At 60.6% G+C, this 15,621-nt stretch carries 12 protein-coding genes; 5 read left to right on the plus strand and 7 right to left on the minus strand.

The features are described from left to right. Positions 1-14: 14 nt before the first annotated feature. The 4 genes from HNQ50_RS11300 to HNQ50_RS11315 form a co-directional block, all read right to left on the minus strand. A complete protein-coding gene (locus tag HNQ50_RS11300) occupies positions 15-1,034 on the minus strand; it encodes a tetratricopeptide repeat protein (RefSeq protein WP_184100715.1) in 1,020 nt (339 codons plus the stop codon). Positions 1,035-1,187: 153 nt separating this feature from the next. Then, entirely contained in the window at positions 1,188-2,345 is a 1,158-nt protein-coding gene (locus HNQ50_RS11305; RefSeq protein WP_184100717.1) for an iron-containing alcohol dehydrogenase, read from the minus strand. 117 nt (positions 2,346-2,462) lie between these two features. Beyond that, positions 2,463-3,479: a tetratricopeptide repeat protein gene (locus HNQ50_RS11310; protein ID WP_184100719.1), complete on the minus strand. Its 1,017-nt coding sequence runs from the start codon at positions 3,477-3,479 to the stop codon at positions 2,463-2,465. A gap of 142 nt (positions 3,480-3,621) precedes the next feature. Next, positions 3,622-4,308, minus strand: coding sequence for a glutathione S-transferase (locus tag HNQ50_RS11315; protein ID WP_184100722.1), 687 nt, complete (start codon positions 4,306-4,308; stop codon positions 3,622-3,624). A gap of 85 nt (positions 4,309-4,393) precedes the next feature. Here HNQ50_RS11315 and HNQ50_RS11320 point away from each other — a divergent pair, with 85 nt between their 5' ends. The 4 genes from HNQ50_RS11320 to HNQ50_RS11335 all read left to right on the plus strand — a co-directional run bounded on the left by HNQ50_RS11320 (position 4,394) and on the right by HNQ50_RS11335 (position 10,035). Beyond that, entirely contained in the window at positions 4,394-4,573 is a 180-nt protein-coding gene (locus HNQ50_RS11320) for a hypothetical protein (RefSeq protein WP_184100724.1), read from the plus strand. A 295-nt stretch (positions 4,574-4,868) separates the two neighbouring features. Then, positions 4,869-6,464: an alpha-amylase family glycosyl hydrolase gene (locus tag HNQ50_RS11325; RefSeq protein ID WP_184100727.1), complete on the plus strand. Its 1,596-nt coding sequence runs from the start codon at positions 4,869-4,871 to the stop codon at positions 6,462-6,464. A gap of 232 nt (positions 6,465-6,696) precedes the next feature. Then, complete coding sequence (locus HNQ50_RS11330) at positions 6,697-7,983, plus strand: HdeD family acid-resistance protein (RefSeq protein WP_184100729.1); 1,287 nt, start codon at positions 6,697-6,699, stop codon at positions 7,981-7,983. 630 nt (positions 7,984-8,613) lie between these two features. Continuing rightward, positions 8,614-10,035, plus strand: coding sequence for a sigma-54 interaction domain-containing protein (locus tag HNQ50_RS11335; RefSeq protein ID WP_184100731.1), 1,422 nt, complete (start codon positions 8,614-8,616; stop codon positions 10,033-10,035). Here the strand turns inward: HNQ50_RS11335 and HNQ50_RS11340 are convergent. Beyond that, positions 10,025-11,437 carry an ABC-F family ATP-binding cassette domain-containing protein gene (locus HNQ50_RS11340; RefSeq protein WP_184100733.1) on the minus strand — a complete coding sequence of 471 codons (1,413 nt, stop codon included), beginning with the start codon at positions 11,435-11,437 and terminating at the stop codon, positions 10,025-10,027. The two genes, HNQ50_RS11335 and HNQ50_RS11340, sit on opposite strands and share 11 nt — an antisense overlap. Positions 11,438-11,702: 265 nt before the next feature. Here HNQ50_RS11340 and HNQ50_RS11345 point away from each other — a divergent pair, with 265 nt between their 5' ends. After that, positions 11,703-12,683, plus strand: a complete 981-nt coding sequence (locus tag HNQ50_RS11345) for a sensor domain-containing diguanylate cyclase (RefSeq protein WP_184100735.1) — start codon at positions 11,703-11,705, stop codon at positions 12,681-12,683. Between the two features lie 5 nt (positions 12,684-12,688). On the opposite strand, the gene blaOXA is transcribed toward HNQ50_RS11345, so the two are convergent. Further along, positions 12,689-13,495, minus strand: coding sequence for a class D beta-lactamase (gene blaOXA / locus HNQ50_RS11350; RefSeq protein WP_221303138.1), 807 nt, complete (start codon positions 13,493-13,495; stop codon positions 12,689-12,691). A gap of 17 nt (positions 13,496-13,512) precedes the next feature. Further along, positions 13,513-14,877 (minus strand): DUF6445 family protein, encoded by a 1,365-nt coding sequence (locus HNQ50_RS11355; RefSeq protein WP_184100739.1) that lies wholly within the window; start codon positions 14,875-14,877, stop codon positions 13,513-13,515. Positions 14,878-15,621 lie beyond the last annotated feature (744 nt).

Here is a 15,621-nt window from a genome sequence, read left to right on the forward strand (position 1 = left end):
GCATGGCAATGGCGTTACGAAGGCTCCGGCGCCAGCCGCAATTCCATGGTGGCAAGGCGCGGCGAGCGTGCGTGTTCCAGCAGTTGCCGGCGCAGATTGCGGTACTGGTTTTCGTGTTCCTGCGCTGCGTCACCCTGGCCGTGACAACGGCACAACTCGGCCAGCGCAAAGTGGGTATTGGCCATCAGATGCTGCGATCCCATGCTTTGCGCCAGCTCCAGCGCCCGGTCCAGTTCATCACTGGCGGAATCCAGCGCACCCTCCGCCAGGCTGCATTGCCCCAGCCACAACATGTTGGAAGCTTCGCCCCACGTGTTGATGTGCAGCCGGTTGATCTTGAGCGAGACCATCAAGCTCATGCGGGCCCGCGCCAGGTCACCGCGTGCCAGGTCAATCTGGCCCAGCACGCTGTAAATCTCGGCCTCGTATTCGTAGTTCTTGTCCGCCCGTACCAGCGGCAAAGCCTGTTTGAGCGTGGCAATGGATTCGCCTTGCAGCTCCAGCCGCATCAGATCAACCGCAATGTTGATAAGGCAGCAACTGGTCAACTGAGCGTCATCCCGTTCCTCGGCCAACACGGCTGCGCGGCGGTGATGCGCCAGGGCGGAGTCATATTGTTCGTGCGCGAATAACAATTGCCCAAGGCCAATGTGCGCGCGGATGCGGATTTCCGGGGCGATATCGATATCCGGCAGTTCAATGCAGGCGCACCAGCAATCACTGGACCGCTCATACTCGCCCCGGGTGTAGTACACCCGGGCCAGCATCTGCAGGGCCTCACCGCGCTCCTGCCCCATGCCAAAGCGCTCGCCGTATTCCATGGCGGTCAAGAGCGCGTCGTGGGCTTCTGTGTGGCGGCCAAACATATGCAGCGCGTTGGCTTCGACCACCAACGCGGCAATTTCGCCCTGGTGGTAGTTTGCGCTTTTGGCCAGTTCGCGCGCGCGACCGGCCAAAGAGAGTGATTCAGCACTTTGTGAGGAAACGAGTTTCCTGGCCCGCTCAAGGAGCGAGTCAACTTCAAGTTCCACCATGGTGAGTTCCATCCCGTGGGCTCGTCTGCGGAGCATCATCTCCGCTGGTCTCATTGCCAGCTATGGAACGAATTTAGCACGTCAGCATGACAACACCAGTTGCACCGCAGCATGAAAATGACCCGCTGCAACCAGTGGTCACGTGTAAAAACGTTACCCCGCAGCGGCGACAATGGCAGCGCAATCTGCCGGAGTCAGGCGTCCGTGCTCGCCCAAAGCGGTACGGCCATGGCGGATCAGTTGTTCCTCTACTTTTTTGGCGGCTTCTTGCGGATCAATGCCATGAGCTGACAAACGGACGGGGACACCCATGCGTTCAAAGAACGCCACCGTAGACGCGATGGCGGCCAGCGCAAGCTCGCGCCCCTCTCCGTTCAAACCCCATACGCGGCGGGCGTATTGCACCAGTTTGTCTTCTTTTTCTGCCAGACAATGGCGCAGCAAAGAGGGCAAGGTCACAGCCAGGGTTTGCGCGTGATCCAGGCCGTAAATGGCGGTTAGTTCGTGGCCAATTGCATGCGTGGCCCAGTCTTGCGGTTGACCCACGCCCACCAGACCAAACAGCGCCTGGTTAGCACCCCACATGACGTTGGCGCGCGCTTCTTCGTGCACCCCATCCAGTAACTCCGGCCCCAGTTCTGCCAGCGTGGTCAGAATGCCTTCGGCCAATCGGTCCTGAATGCGCGCTTCGGCCGGATAGGTCAGATATTGCTCTGTGGTATGCACAAAGGCGTCTACTACACCGTTGCCCAGCTGGCGTGGCGGCAGGCTGGCCATGACCGTGGGGTCAAGCACGGCAAAGCGCGGGAACACCAGCGGGTTTTTGAAGGACAGCTTGTCTTGCGTCGCAGAACGCGTCACCACCGAGGCCAGATTGCTCTCGGAGCCGGTGGCCGGCAGCGTCAACACGACGCCCAGCGGCACGGCGCTTTCCAGCTTGATGCGGTTGCCGACAATCAGCCAGGGGTCCAGCGCTGGATCAAGCGCAATGGCGGCGGCAATAAACTTGGCCCCGTCAGACACCGAACCACCGCCGGCGGCAATGATCCAGTCTGGCTTGAATTCACGGCCCACCGTGACCGCCTTCATCAGCGTATCGAACTCCGGATTGGGCTCAATGCCGGAAAACTCGGTGATTTCGGCCTGTTCCAGCGCGGTGCGGATCTGGTCATACACGCCGTTTTTCTTGATGCTGCCCCCGCCATACACCAGCAGCACACGGCTACCCGCAGGGATTTCATCAGTAAGGCGCGCGATCTGGCCAGCACCAAAATGCAGGCGGGTGGGGTTGTGAAAGGTAAAGGGGGTCATGGGCTGGGCTCCGGAATAGCGCGGGATGCATGCGCGTCTACGGCGCATGCCCCGAAAAAGGGTCATCCGCGTATAGATGGGCGCGCCCTGCGCTGCCATCAAGCCCCGGTTGGCGTTTCAGTCGTTGCCGATCCGCGCTTCCAGTTGTTGCAGACGGCTGTAGGTGCCTGGCCGCACGATGCGATTGAAGATTTCCAGGTAGCGCTTGTGATGGTGCTCCGCCTCTGGCAACTGTCCCAGGTGGGTATAGCTTTGCGCCAGTAGATGATGCGCTTGATACGCCTTGTGCGAGATGCCCATCTCGCCGGCCAGATCAAGCGCCTTGAACAGGACTTGATGTGCCGCATCGTACTCGCCATTGGCCACATGCAGCCGGCCGCGCGCCAGTAACCGCAGGTTCTGACCCCACAGACAAACGTGTTCGATCGTCTCGGCCCGGTTGAGCCATTGTTCGGCGGTGATCAGGTCACCGCGATCCATCGCAACCGTTGCGCGGTAGACACAGATTTCTTCCTGATACTCTTTTTGCCCGGCGCTGATGGCCAGTACCAGACCTTCATCCAGCGCGGCTTCTGCGTCTTCCAGTTGTTCCAGACGCAGACAGTCTGTTGCCACGTTGATCAATACCCGGCAGCGCAACACGGCTGGCAAGGTGGTGCCTGCCATGCGCTGCGCACGCTGGTGATGCGATAGCGCCATCTCGTAATTTTCATGGGCAAAGTAAATCTGGCCCAGGCCAATATGCGAGTGAACACGGGTTTCTGTGGTGAATTCGGTATTGGCCGGATCAAGACAATCAGACCAGTAATCTATGGCGTCGTCGTATTCGCCAATGGTGTAGTACACGGCAGCCATGTCTTGCATGATCTCGCCGCGAATGGCGTCGAAGTCTTCCTTTTCCGCAATGGTCAGTGCCTTGAGCAAAGAGGCCTGGCCTTCATGCATCTGACCAAAGATCAGTTGCATGGTGGCGCACCGTTGCAGTGCGCGCACCGCCAGCAAGGCATCCGTGCCTGGTACGATCTGGCGGGTGGCTTCCAGGGCAAGGCGTAGCGATTCATCCGCGTTGGAGTACGTCAGACTCTCGCTCTCACCGATCAGTGCCGCAATATCGGCGAGCTTGCTCGATTGCATTTTCAGGAAAACCAGTCAGGAAAGGTAAACACCACAAAGCCTATTCCGAAACCTGCCGCCGTTCAAGACTTCCATGACTGGAGGCTGACGCCGCCTTTCCTGCTTGTTCAAGACAGCCGTTTTTGCTATGTGTTCAAGCTATCTACGCTTTAGCACTGGCAAGGCTTGCCACCGCAAACGGGCCGCCACGCTCTACCGCTTTCTGGTAAGCCGGGCGCGCATGGATGGCCTGCAGAAACTGCTGGATATGCGGCCTGCCTTGCACGGCCCCGCGCCCCTGGGCCGCCTCCAGCACAAAACTCATCTGGATATCTGCGGCGGAAAATTCGCGGCCAGCAAACCACCCCGTGGCGGCCAGTTGCGACTCCACAAAATCCATATGGCTTGTCAGCTGCGGCCCCAGAAACACGCGCCGCACCTTGTCCGCAAGGCCACGCACAATGGGCCGGATAAAAAAGGGCATGGGCTGATCCGGCAAGCGGCCAAACACCAGGCTCATCAGCAATAGCGGCATGGCCGAACCTTCCGCGTAGTGCAGCCAATAGGTGAACTGGCGGCGCTCTGCCGTACCCGGGGCCGGCCGCAAATAGCCTTCGCCATATTGGTCCAGCAAATATTCAACAATCGCCCCGGATTCCGCCACGGTAATCTCGCCATCCGTGATCACCGGCGATTTACCCAGCGGATGCACCGCCCGCAACTCTGGCGGCGCCAGCATGGTGGCCGGATCACGTTGATAGAACTTGATCTCGTACTCCAGGCCCAACTCTTCCAGCAACCACAACACCCGCTGCGAACGCGAGTTATTCAAGTGATGCACCGTAATCATGCGACCGCCCTTATCCGTGTTTATGCACGGCCCAATGTAGCCGAAAACCGCGCCCGCTGCGGAACTGGCTTAAGGCGCATGCCTTATGGCAAATCAAACCGGTTTGAAAATATGCTTTGGTGGGCTTGGCTGTAGCAAAATCAGTTCGCGCAATGCAGTTGGGTTTGAAGTTGTCGTTGCAGTTGGGGTTGCTTTTGACTTTTCTCCCCCGTTAAAGCCCAGCGCCGAAGAAGTGGAGGGAGACCTTGGGCTCCCGACCGACTGAGGGGGCCGCCGAGGTGGCGAAGCACCTCGGCGGCCCCAAAGAAAGTAGGGTGGGCCCGGCACCCCGGGGATCAAATGCTTTTCGAACCCGCGCCGTCAGGCGCTAACACGCCACGGTGCAAAGGTGGATTGTCGCTGACGCTCCGAATCCACCCTACGGTAACAACGATATGAACCAGGTCAGCCACCCCGGATTCCCGCCTTCGGCTCCATCCGGGCTACGAATCAACCAGACAACAGCAGCAAATCCTTTCTCATCGCAGTGACGTAAACCCGTGAACAAGAACAGGACAACCATGACCTCCCGTACTCTTTTCAGCCTTGCCGGCCTGACGGCCCTGTTGCTGGGCCAGCCCCTCCCCGCTGCCGAACCGCCCGTCGGGGTCGATCTGAGCCCCGTCCCTCCACACGTCCACGACAGCGGCCTGCCGGCACAATGGGCCCAGCGCGGTGTGTTCATGGAAATCCTGGTGCGCGCCTACCAGGACAGCAACGGAGACGGGATTGGTGATCTGAACGGCCTGACGCAAAGGCTGGATTACCTCAAGGCGCTGGGTATTACCGGTATCTGGTTGCTGCCCATTTACCGCAGCGCCGATCATGATCATGGCTACGCGGTGGCTGACTATCGCAACATTGAGCCCGATTACGGCACGCTGGCCGACTTTGACCGGCTGATCGCCGAAGCGCACAAACGCGGTATTGGGGTGATTCTGGATTACGTCATCAACCACAGCGCCGACACCCATCCGCTGTTTGTGGCGGCCAACAACGATGCATCGTCGCCGTGGCGCAACTGGTATGTCTGGAAAAACAGCAAGCCGACTGGCTGGCAAACCTACGGCGGTGATCCATGGTACGCAGGCAAGGCCGGTGGTTATTACTACGGTGCTTTTGCCCAGTCCATGCCGGACTTCAACTTCCGTAATCCGGATGTGCTGGCGTTCCACCTGGATAACCTGCGTTTCTGGCTCAACCGGGGCGTCGATGGTTTCCGCTTTGACGCGGTCGGCGCGCTGGTCGAAAACGGCCCCAATGCCTGGGAAGGCCAACCGGAAAATCACCGCATCATGCGGCAGGTGCATGACGTGCTCAACGCCTACGGGAATCGCTATATGGTAGCGGAAGCCCCCGCGTTCTCCACCGAGTTTTCTGCCAGTGACTCCGCCGGCAGTGCCTTTGCCTTTGGCTTGCAAAACGCCATTCTCAAAAGCATCCAGATGGGCCGGGTAATGGAGACGCTGCCCGCGTACCTGCGGCAAAAACCGGTCGGTAACATGGGTACCTTTCTCTCCAATCACGACAGCTTTGCCGGTGCCCGGGTGGCACAGCAGTTGGGAGAGGATATCCCGTCACAAAAACTGGCCGCAGCCACTTTGTTGACGCTGCCAGGTATCCCGTTCCTGTACTACGGCGAAGAGATCGGCCAGACCTTCAGCGAACCCGTCCAGTGGGATGACCAGCGACTGCGCGGGCCGATGAGCTGGGATGGCAGCGCCCATGCCGGGTTCTCCAGCGCCAAACCCTTTCGCGCACTGGCGCAAAACCATGCCAGCGCCAACGTCGCCGCCGAAAACGGCCAGCCCGACTCTTTGCTGGAGAGCTACCGCGCACTGATTGCCCTGCGCAAAGCGCACCCGGCCTTGCAGACCGGCACCTTGCGCATTCTTTCGGATGACGATGATCCGGTGCTGGTGCTGCTGCGTGAGCAGGGTGGAGAACAGTTGCTGGTCACGCTCAACTACAGCCGCCGCGCAGCCAGCGCGGCCGTGCCTGCTGGCCAGTGGCAGCTTCTTTACAGCAGTGCAAAGCCAGCAGATGTTCAGCTTAAATCTGACGGCGTAGCCTTGCCAGCACAGCAACTGGCCGTATTTCGCAAAATGACGCCATAACTACACTGCCGACATTTGTTCAATGCATTGAACAAATACCGTTTTACCGGATAAAACGCCGCTTTTACCCGTCATGCACCGCAACAAAATTTCTACGCCCCTGCAACCCGCGCCAACACTGGCGCGGGCATGCAACGCCGCCGCACAGCCCCAAGTAAACACAGAAAAAACTGGCAACAATCGTAAGTTAAACACAATATTAGTGCAGACGACTGACAACCAATGAGACGCCGTGCTGCGCATCATCATCCTGCTGATCGGGGCCGATCCATTCCGCCGCGAATGGCACAAGCTCCCCATGATCGGTGTCGTTCTGATGCTGATCGGCATCGCCAGCGTGCTGGGCCTGGCGTGGTGGCTGCTGATCGTGGTCAGCACCCTTTTTGGCGTGATTTGCGTGATCGAGGGCCTCGTCAGCCTGTCTGATCTGTCTGTGGTACGGCGCAAGCACCGGCTGGTGCTGCTGCTCAGCGCCGGTGCCCTGATTGCGCTGGGCGGCCTGGCCATGCGTGCGCCGGTCGATAACAGTTGGGCCAGCACCGTGTTTTTTGGCGTCGGTTTTTTGATCGACGGCATGTTGCGCATGGCCTCGGCGCACGTCATCCGTTTTCACGGCTACAAGCGCAGCATGCTGATCGGCGCGGCCGAAGTGCTGGTCTCGATCCAGGTATTTACGCACTGGCCCATTGCGCATTTACACACCTTCCCGGTCTGCTTTGGCATTCTGCTCATGGCCTACGGGGCCATGATGTGCCGGCTGGGGCTGGAGTTCCGGGAGTTACCGGAAGGCATCTCGGTCTTGTCCATGCCTTATTTTCGCCGGCATAACTGGTATTGGTACGAGAAACTGCCCATCCATGCCGCGCCCGCCAAACGGCCCTTCTACCCCTTGATGGTGCATGTCTGGACTCCATTGGGTTCCACCCCCAACCCGCAGCGGCGCGCCATTGTGGACCGCTACATTGCCGCCGTGGACCGCAACGGCAAAGTATCCACCGGTCATTCCTCACTGGAATTGCCGCCGGATCTGTACATCAGTCTGTATCCGGGGGTGGAGAGTTTTTCTGAAAACCAGTTTCGCGGCATGTTGCTGGCGCACAAGGAAAACGACATCCCCGGCCGGTTTCTGGAGTCTTATGAGTCTGAGGTGGCGGACTGGTGCGAGCCCAACCGGCAAATCTGGTTCCGCAACTACAACGAAGAAGCGCTGCGCACCTTCTGGGACATCTACCGGCGCGATGTGGTGTACAACCTCTCCAGCCGTAACTGTTCCACCACCGTGGCTCTCGCCCTGGATGTCGCGCTGGAAGGCATCGTTGGCCGCACGCGCCCCTGGTACCGCTTTTTTATCCTGGCGACCGATCCCAACGTCTGGCTACTGTCCCTGCTGCGGACACGCGGCAACACCATGACCTGGACGCCAGGCTTGATCCTGGACTACGCCCGCGTACTACGGCGCGTCAGCGAATTTCAGCGAGAACGCTGGCTGGTGCGGATGTTGCACAGGGTGTTTGGGTGAGGGGTTGCGGCTTAAGGTAGAGCACAGGAGGCGAGCCGTTGGGGTTGGGGTTGGGGTTGGGGTTGCAGTTGCAGTTGCAGTTGCAGTTGCAGTTGTTTTTGATTGTCCTTCCCCATTAAAGCCCAGCGCCGATGGAGTGGAGGGAGACCCCAGGCTCCCGACCGACTGAGGGAAGCCCGGAGGGCCGCCAGGCTGGGGGCGCCTTTCTTTGCCTACTTTCTTTGGCGACGCAAAGAAAGTAGGGTGCTCCCGCCACCGCGGGTATCAAATGCCTTTCAATCTCGCGCCAAAGGCGCTAACAACCTCAGCAATATGAACCAGGACCGCCCCCCCCGGATTCCCGGCCTTGCGGCCTCCATCCGGGCTACAGACTTTTAACACCGCGCCGTAGGCGCTAACAGCGGTTTATGGTTTTAAGCCAGCCCTGGTGGATTGTCGCTACCGCTCCGAATCCACCCTACGCCCGCTAACAACCTCAGCAATATGAACCAGGTCCGCCACCCCGGATTCCCGCCTGACGGCTCCATCCGGGCTACACGGCAGAACCAGCCAGCAACGCCAACCCTCATCCCCTGACAAAAAGAACCTCCCCGTAGTACGCTACCCCATCCCCAGCGCCCCCACACCGCAATGACCCCTGCCCCACTCGATCTGACCGCCCTGCTGGCCGACTACGATGCCGTGCGCCAATGGGCTATCCAGAGCATGTTCGACACCATGGAAGACTTCTGCGAAGGCACGGTGATCGTCGATCATGAAGCGCGCATTGTCTGGATCAACGCCCGCTATGCCGCCCGCTTTGGTTTTGCCGACCCGGCCAGTGCGATTGGCCGGCCAGTGGAAGAAGTGATCCCGCATAGCCAGATGCGTGACGTGGTCAGGCATGGCAAACCGCAATTGCTCGACATCATGCAAGCCGCCGGGCAGGAATCACTGGTGGTGACCCGCCTGCCGCTCAAGGACAAAACCGGTCAGGTGGTGGGGGCGATTGGCTTTGCGCTGTTTGACCAGTTGCAATCGCTCTCCCCCATTGTGGCCAAGTTCTCCCGGTTGAAAGAGGAACTGGCCAGCGCGCAAGAGTCTTTGGCCCAGGCGCGCAAGCCCAAGTATTCCTTCGATAGCTTTATCGGCAGCGGCGAAGCGGCGACCGAGGTCAAACGCCGTGCCCGCCGCGCGGCACAGATGGATTCCCCGGTGTTGTTGCTGGGCGAAACCGGCACCGGTAAAGAAGTCCTGGCGCATGCCATTCACGCCGCCTCTGCCCGCGCCGGTAAACCGCTGGTGAGCCTGAATATGGCGGCGATTCCGGAAACCTTGCTGGAAGCCGAGCTGTTTGGCGCGGTGGCCGGCGCGTATTCGGGGCTGGAGCGCAAAGGGCGCATCGGCAAATTTGAACTGGCCGACGGCGGCACGCTGTTTCTGGATGAAATGGGCGAGTTGCCGCTGGCCCTGCAAAGCAAGTTGCTGCGGGTGCTGCAAGACAAGGAGTTTGAACCGCTGGGTGCCAACAAGGTAATCCGCGCCGATGTCCGCATCATTGCCGCCACCTCCGCCCCGCTGGCGCAACAAGTAGAAAGCGGTGCGTTCCGGGCCGATCTGTTTTATCGGCTCAACGTGCTGACCATTGAAACGCCCCCCTTGCGTCACCGGGTAGAAGACCTGCCGGCGCTGTGTGCGGCAGTCCTGGAAGGTCTGGCGCTCACCTGCGGCGTGCGGCATATCTCTGCGGCTGCGGTGGAATACCTGCGTCACTACCACTGGCCCGGTAATGTACGCGAACTCAGAAACGTCCTCGAACGCGCCATCATGCTGTCAGACCACAGTGAATTGCAGGTGGAAGACCTGGCTCCGCTGATTGACGCCGGCACCCTGCGCACCCCGCTGGCGGTGGCCGATCAGGACTATCAAAGCGCCATGAAGGCGTTTGAGCGCCGGCTGCTTGAAGACGCGCTCAAGTCCGCGGGTGGTCGTGCCGCACTGGCCGCGCAACGGCTGGGTATCGGCCGCGCCACGCTGTACAAGAAGATGACCGCCCTGGGCATCAATCGCTAACACGCAACGCATCCAGATCCAGCCGGGTCAGATCGCTGATCTCTGCCAGAAAGTGCTCGTCATGCGAGATCAACACCATGGCGCCGGGGTAGTCTTGCAGGATATCGATAACATGCTGGCGCACGGTCAGGTCCAGGTTATTGGTCACCTCATCAAGAATCAGCAATTGCGGTGGTCGGGCCGCAATACACGCCAGCGCCAACCGCGCCCGTTCCCCGCCAGACAATTGCGCCACCGGCGTGGCGATGACGCTGGCTTCAAAAAACAGGAAATCTGCCAGATGCTGGCGCAACGCGGCATCTGACCAGTCTGGCACCACGGCCTGTAACGCCTGCCAGACCGACGCACCGTCGGGCAGCGTAGCGTAGTGCTGATCCAGATAACCCACCTGGCCGGCTGCCGGTAACAGCCAGCCGCCGCTGCGGCACACCGCCGGATCACCGAGCAAGGCACGCGCCAGCGTCGATTTACCGCAACCGTTGCGCCCGGTCAGTGCCAGCCGGTCACCGTGATCAAGCTGCAGAAACAGCCCGGCCAGCAGCGGCGCCGCGTAGCCGACACAACCGGCGTTGATCTGCACCACCGCCCCACGCGCCGACCCTGCGGGTAGATGAAAATGCGGGATGATCCGCGTTGGCAAACGCAGTTCGTCCAGCCGGTTGGCCAGGTCTTGTCGTTGCTCCCGGATTTGCGCCTGCTTGCGCCCGGCCGTGGTATTGCTGCGGCCCAGTTTGGTCAGCGATTTCACCGTCGCCCACTTGCCATTCTCAATACTTTTGGCACCACGCTGACGCGCATGGGCAGCGCGCTCCTGTTCCCGCATCAGGTCAGTATGCGCAGACTGCGCCGCCCGGCGCGTTTGCATCCGCACCTGTTCCAGCGCGCTGCGCTGTAAGGCGCGCTCCGCCATGTAATCGGTGTAATGTCCGGCAAATACGGTGATCTGACCCTGTTCCAGATGCCAGAGCGTATCGCAGACTTCATCGAGCAAGGCCAGATCATGCGTCACCAGCACCACCGCGCCGGCAAAGTGACGCAGCATGCGGTAAAGCGCACGCCGGTTGGCGCCATCCAGGTGATTGGTGGGCTCATCCAGCAGCAACAGGTCTGGCTGTACAGCCAGCGCGGCGCCGAGGGCGCGGCTGACCCGCTCGCCACCACTGAGCAAGCCTTCGTGCTGGATTTGCGCGACGTGACCGCGCTGCACGCCAGCCACGCAGCGGACTTCCCCTTCGGTGGGCGTGGCAAGCCCGGCCAGCACATTCAGTAGCGACGACTTGCTGCTGCCGTTATCGCCCAGGATGGCGATACGCTGGCCCCATTCAATACTGGCAGAGAACCCGGAAAAACAGACTTTGCGACCGTGGGAAACACCCAGGTCCGTGATTTGAATCATCGACATGAACACACTCGTGCGTAATTGGGCAAAAAAGATATCGCCCGTTCAGGGCGCTTAAGCGTGTGTGTTCATTTGGGAAGAGACCTCAAGAAAGAGAGGCTATTGTGCCTTGCCCGCCTCGCGGCTGCCAGCGTTGGCCCGACCAGCGGCCCGGCACTTTGCACCCGCAAACCAGCCCCACCCCGCGTCGGGTTCCGACCTGGTGCTTGCTCCTGCGCCACGGCCTTCTAGAATGAAATCCTGATCATGCACGCCGGGAGGACACCGCATGGAAAGCAATATGGTTCGGCTGGCCGAATCCGCGTCTGCTGCGCGGTCTCTGGAAGAACTCGCCAAACCGCTGCTGGAGTTACTGCAGAATCTGACCGATTTTGAATCCACCTATATCACGCGGATTGATAGCGGCATGACCACGCAGTTGATCGAATTCGCCCGCAATGTCGGCAAACTGGAGATCCCGGAGCAACTGGCCGTGCCCTGGTCAGACACGCTCTGCAAACGTTCCATGGAATCGGGCTGCACTTATACCGATGATGTGCCGGGCCTCTGGCCGGATTCGGAAGCCGCCAAAGCGCTGGGCATCCAGAGTTATGTCAGTGCGCCCATCCGCAGTCAGACCGGCACGCTGATCGGCACACTCTGCGCTGCCAGCACCCGGCAACTGCCCCTGCCAGAACGGGCACGCAGTTCACTGCATTTGTTCTCACGGTTGATTGCCCAGCATATCGAACGTGAAAAGCTGCTGGAGCAACTACAGGAATCCAATACCCGGCTGACCCGGGCGGCCATGACCGATCCTTTAACCGGGCTGCCCAACCGCCGCGCCGTGATTGAAGAACTGGCCCGCATGCTGGCGGTAGCGGGCCGCGAGCGCGGCACGGTGCTGGTGGGGTTGGTGGACCTGGATCATTTTCGGGAGGTCAACGAAACCCAGGGCCACGTGCGCGGGGATCATCTGTTGCGTGATCTGGCCACGCACCTGAACCGCGCCGCGCGCGATTACGACCTGATCGGCCGCTTTGATGGGGATGAATTTGCCGTCATCGGCCCAGGCCCGGCCAGCCGGCCAGAAGCGCAACTGCTCACCGCCGAACTCGCCAGCCGCTACACCAGCGCGGCGGCCAATGTCATGGCGGCCAGCGTGGTGTTTATTGTGGCGGATGGGACCATGAGCGCGGATGAAGCCTTGCAACAGGCGGATGGGGAGATGTCTATCCTCAAGCGCGGCAAGGGTGGCAAGCTGAATTGACGCTCTTAATGCGGCAGGCCGGAAACCAGCGCCGGCCAGTCCGCCAGCAGGCTATCGCGCGTGCGCAGGCCGGGGCTGACTTTATTCTCGGCCTCGTCCCGGGTTAGCCGCGCGAATACCAGCGTGCGGTGACCCTGGGTGGCCCAGCCCACAAACCAGCCCCAGCCGTGGGCGTAGTCAAAATCCGTTTTGCTGAGACGCGGAAAAGCCGCCCCGGTTTTGCCGTGCATATCCCAACCCGTTGGGCTTTGCTCAAGACGGGTAATGTTGCGGGTCATGTCCAGCGCATGGGCCGACACCGGCAATTTGCCGTTCACCAGGCGAGTCAGAAATGCCACCTGTTCCAGCGGTGAAATCTTCAGCGACGAAGCAATCCACGCCCGATCCAGCCCGTTGTTCTGGCCCGGATCGCCCGACATATCCGCGTTGCCAAAACCAAAGTCTTTGGCGTATTGGGTGACCTTGTCTGTGCCCAGATGATGCGTCACCCGCTGCGAGTACCAGACCACGGAGTATTTGATCCAGGCTGCCGGGTCGGTCGGTTTGAGCCAGTTGGCGCCACCCCAGTCCGGATCGCCCTGGCGGTAGTCGAGCACCGGCGCGTGTTCGTCTTGCAAGAAACCGCTGTCAAAGCCCATCAGGCTCATGGCCACCTTGAAGGTGGACGCCGGCGTGACGCGCCCGGCACAGGCCTCGCCCTGTTGCAGCAAGACCTTGCCGGTCGCGGCATCAGCAATCACGGTACACAGCAAGCCGGCTTGGGCCTGGGTGGCAATCAGGGCCAGCGCGGCCCCGGTCAGGACAGATTTCAAAACAGGGGAACGGGGCATCAGACCTGGGCGTTGGGCGCAGTTTCAAAGAAGAACAATTGTGCCAGACGCCCGTCTTGCATGGTGCTGCCAAACACATTGCTGATGGCGTGATAGTAGTTGCCGCGATAAATCACGATGCGATTGCTGCGCATGGGGATTTCGGCCTGCACTTGCCAGATATCGCGCGCATTGGCCAGTTCGTCAAACAGGCGTTTGCCGTCAGCACTGGCAACGCTCCAGCTATCCTGAAACGCGGCAAAATCCTTGTACCCGGCGGCGCGGACCACGTCTTCCGGCGGGCGGCGATCCCAACCGGTGGCCCGGTGCTGCCAGAAGGTCGTCCCGCCCTGACATTGCTCTGGCGGGTTCAGGTAGAGCACGGCCGCATAGGTGGTGGCCTGGCCCTGGTCTTCGTTATCGATATGGATATCCGTGCGCGCCTCAGCCGTTGCCACGCTCACGCGGAAGGCACCGTTATCGGGCGAGGACCACTTGACCGCACAGCCCAGCGCGGTGGCAATGCGCACCATAATCTCTTGCGCCGGCTGACCATCGGTCTGCACGCCGGGGAAATTCTGGCCTTCGTACAGATTGGCTTCAAACGTCTGCTGGAGCGCGTGTTCGCGGTAAGCCACCGGATCGGCCATGAAATCGTCGATCACATGCAGGTCACGCTCGGCAATAAAGTGGTCGAGCGCCTCACCCGTCAATGCACATTGATGCCACTGATCGGCACTCATGACCGTTTCTTGCTCTGGCTGATCCTTGCGCGGCAGCGCGTAGCCAATACGGAAGCGGGTTTCGAATTGCGGATGCTGGCGGGCCACTTCTGCGGCAGTAGCGCGGGCCAGTTCCAGCCGTTCCAGTTGCCATGCCAGACCGACAATGCGTTCACCTAGCGCGCCGCTTTCCGGGTGATGCGGGCGCACCGCGACGAGCGCATCCAGGGCTTGTTCAGGTTTGCCCAGCGCGATCAGCGCCTGGGCGTAATCCAGCGTGTATTGCAGATCAGCCGGCTGCAGTGCCACCGCGCGTTGCAGGTGTGCAAATGCGGCAGCCGGGTCAGCCCGGCGCAAGTGCTGGCTGACATTGAAGTGGAAACTGGCGTTATCAGGTTCCAGCGCCAGCGAGCGCTGCAACAGGCTCACGCCGACCGCGCCCTGACCAATACCGATCAGCGCCAGGCCCTGATAATGCAGAGCATCCGCCTGCTGTGGGTTGCGTTCCAGCGCGCGCTGGTAAGCGGCTAAAGCTTCTGGCAGGCGGCCTTCGTGATGCAGGCGCTTGCCGGTTTCCACCCAATGGCTGGCGTCGTTGCCGGCCGGTTTTGCTTCAGCCACTGCGGCGCCACCGGCCGCCAGTCTGCGTTTCTTCTCACCCATGCGCTTTTCTGCCTTTTGTAACCATCGCACCCGCAATGACGGGAGCGCACATGATAGTCCTGAATGGGGTGGAGACTGGCTCAGGTGTTTGCCGGATGCGGGGGATTGATTGGCCAGACCGGCAAACACGGGGCGGCCTTTGCTGGCAAAAGCTACTGTGTAGCCCGGATGAAGCGTAGCGAGAATCCGGGGTAACCCCGTGCGCCCGTGCAGTGTTCTTGCCTTGCATCGCCACCCCGGATTCCCGGCCTTTGGCCTTCATCCGGGCTACGTGCTGCACGCAAGAACGGTGTGATGATCAAGTCCCACCACATCGTCATTCCGGTCCTCGGCGGCCCCCTTTGAGCAAGAGTTTCGCCGGCCGACGCAGGCGGCCTTTGCTGGCAAACGCCACTTTGTAGCCCGGATGAAGCGTAGCGAGAATCCGGGGTGACCCCGTGCGCCCGAGCGGTGTTCTTGCCTTGCATCGCCACCCCGGATTCCCGGCCTTTGGCCTTCATCCGGGCTACGTGCTGCACGCAAGAATGGTGCTGTCCACAGACAAAAAAAGCACCCGAGGGTGCTTTTCTCATGGCGTGCCAATAAATCAGCGCCGTAGCCCGGATGAAGCGTAGCGAGAATCCGGGGCAACCCCGTGCGCCCGTGCAGTGTTCTTGCCTTGCATCGCCACCCCGGATTCCCGGCCTTTGGCCTTCATCCGGGCTACGTGCTGCACGCAAGAATGGTGCTGTCCACAGACAAAAA

The sequence above is a fragment of the Silvimonas terrae genome, assembly GCF_014202765.1.
Lineage (GTDB): Bacteria > Pseudomonadota > Gammaproteobacteria > Burkholderiales > Chitinibacteraceae > Silvimonas > Silvimonas terrae.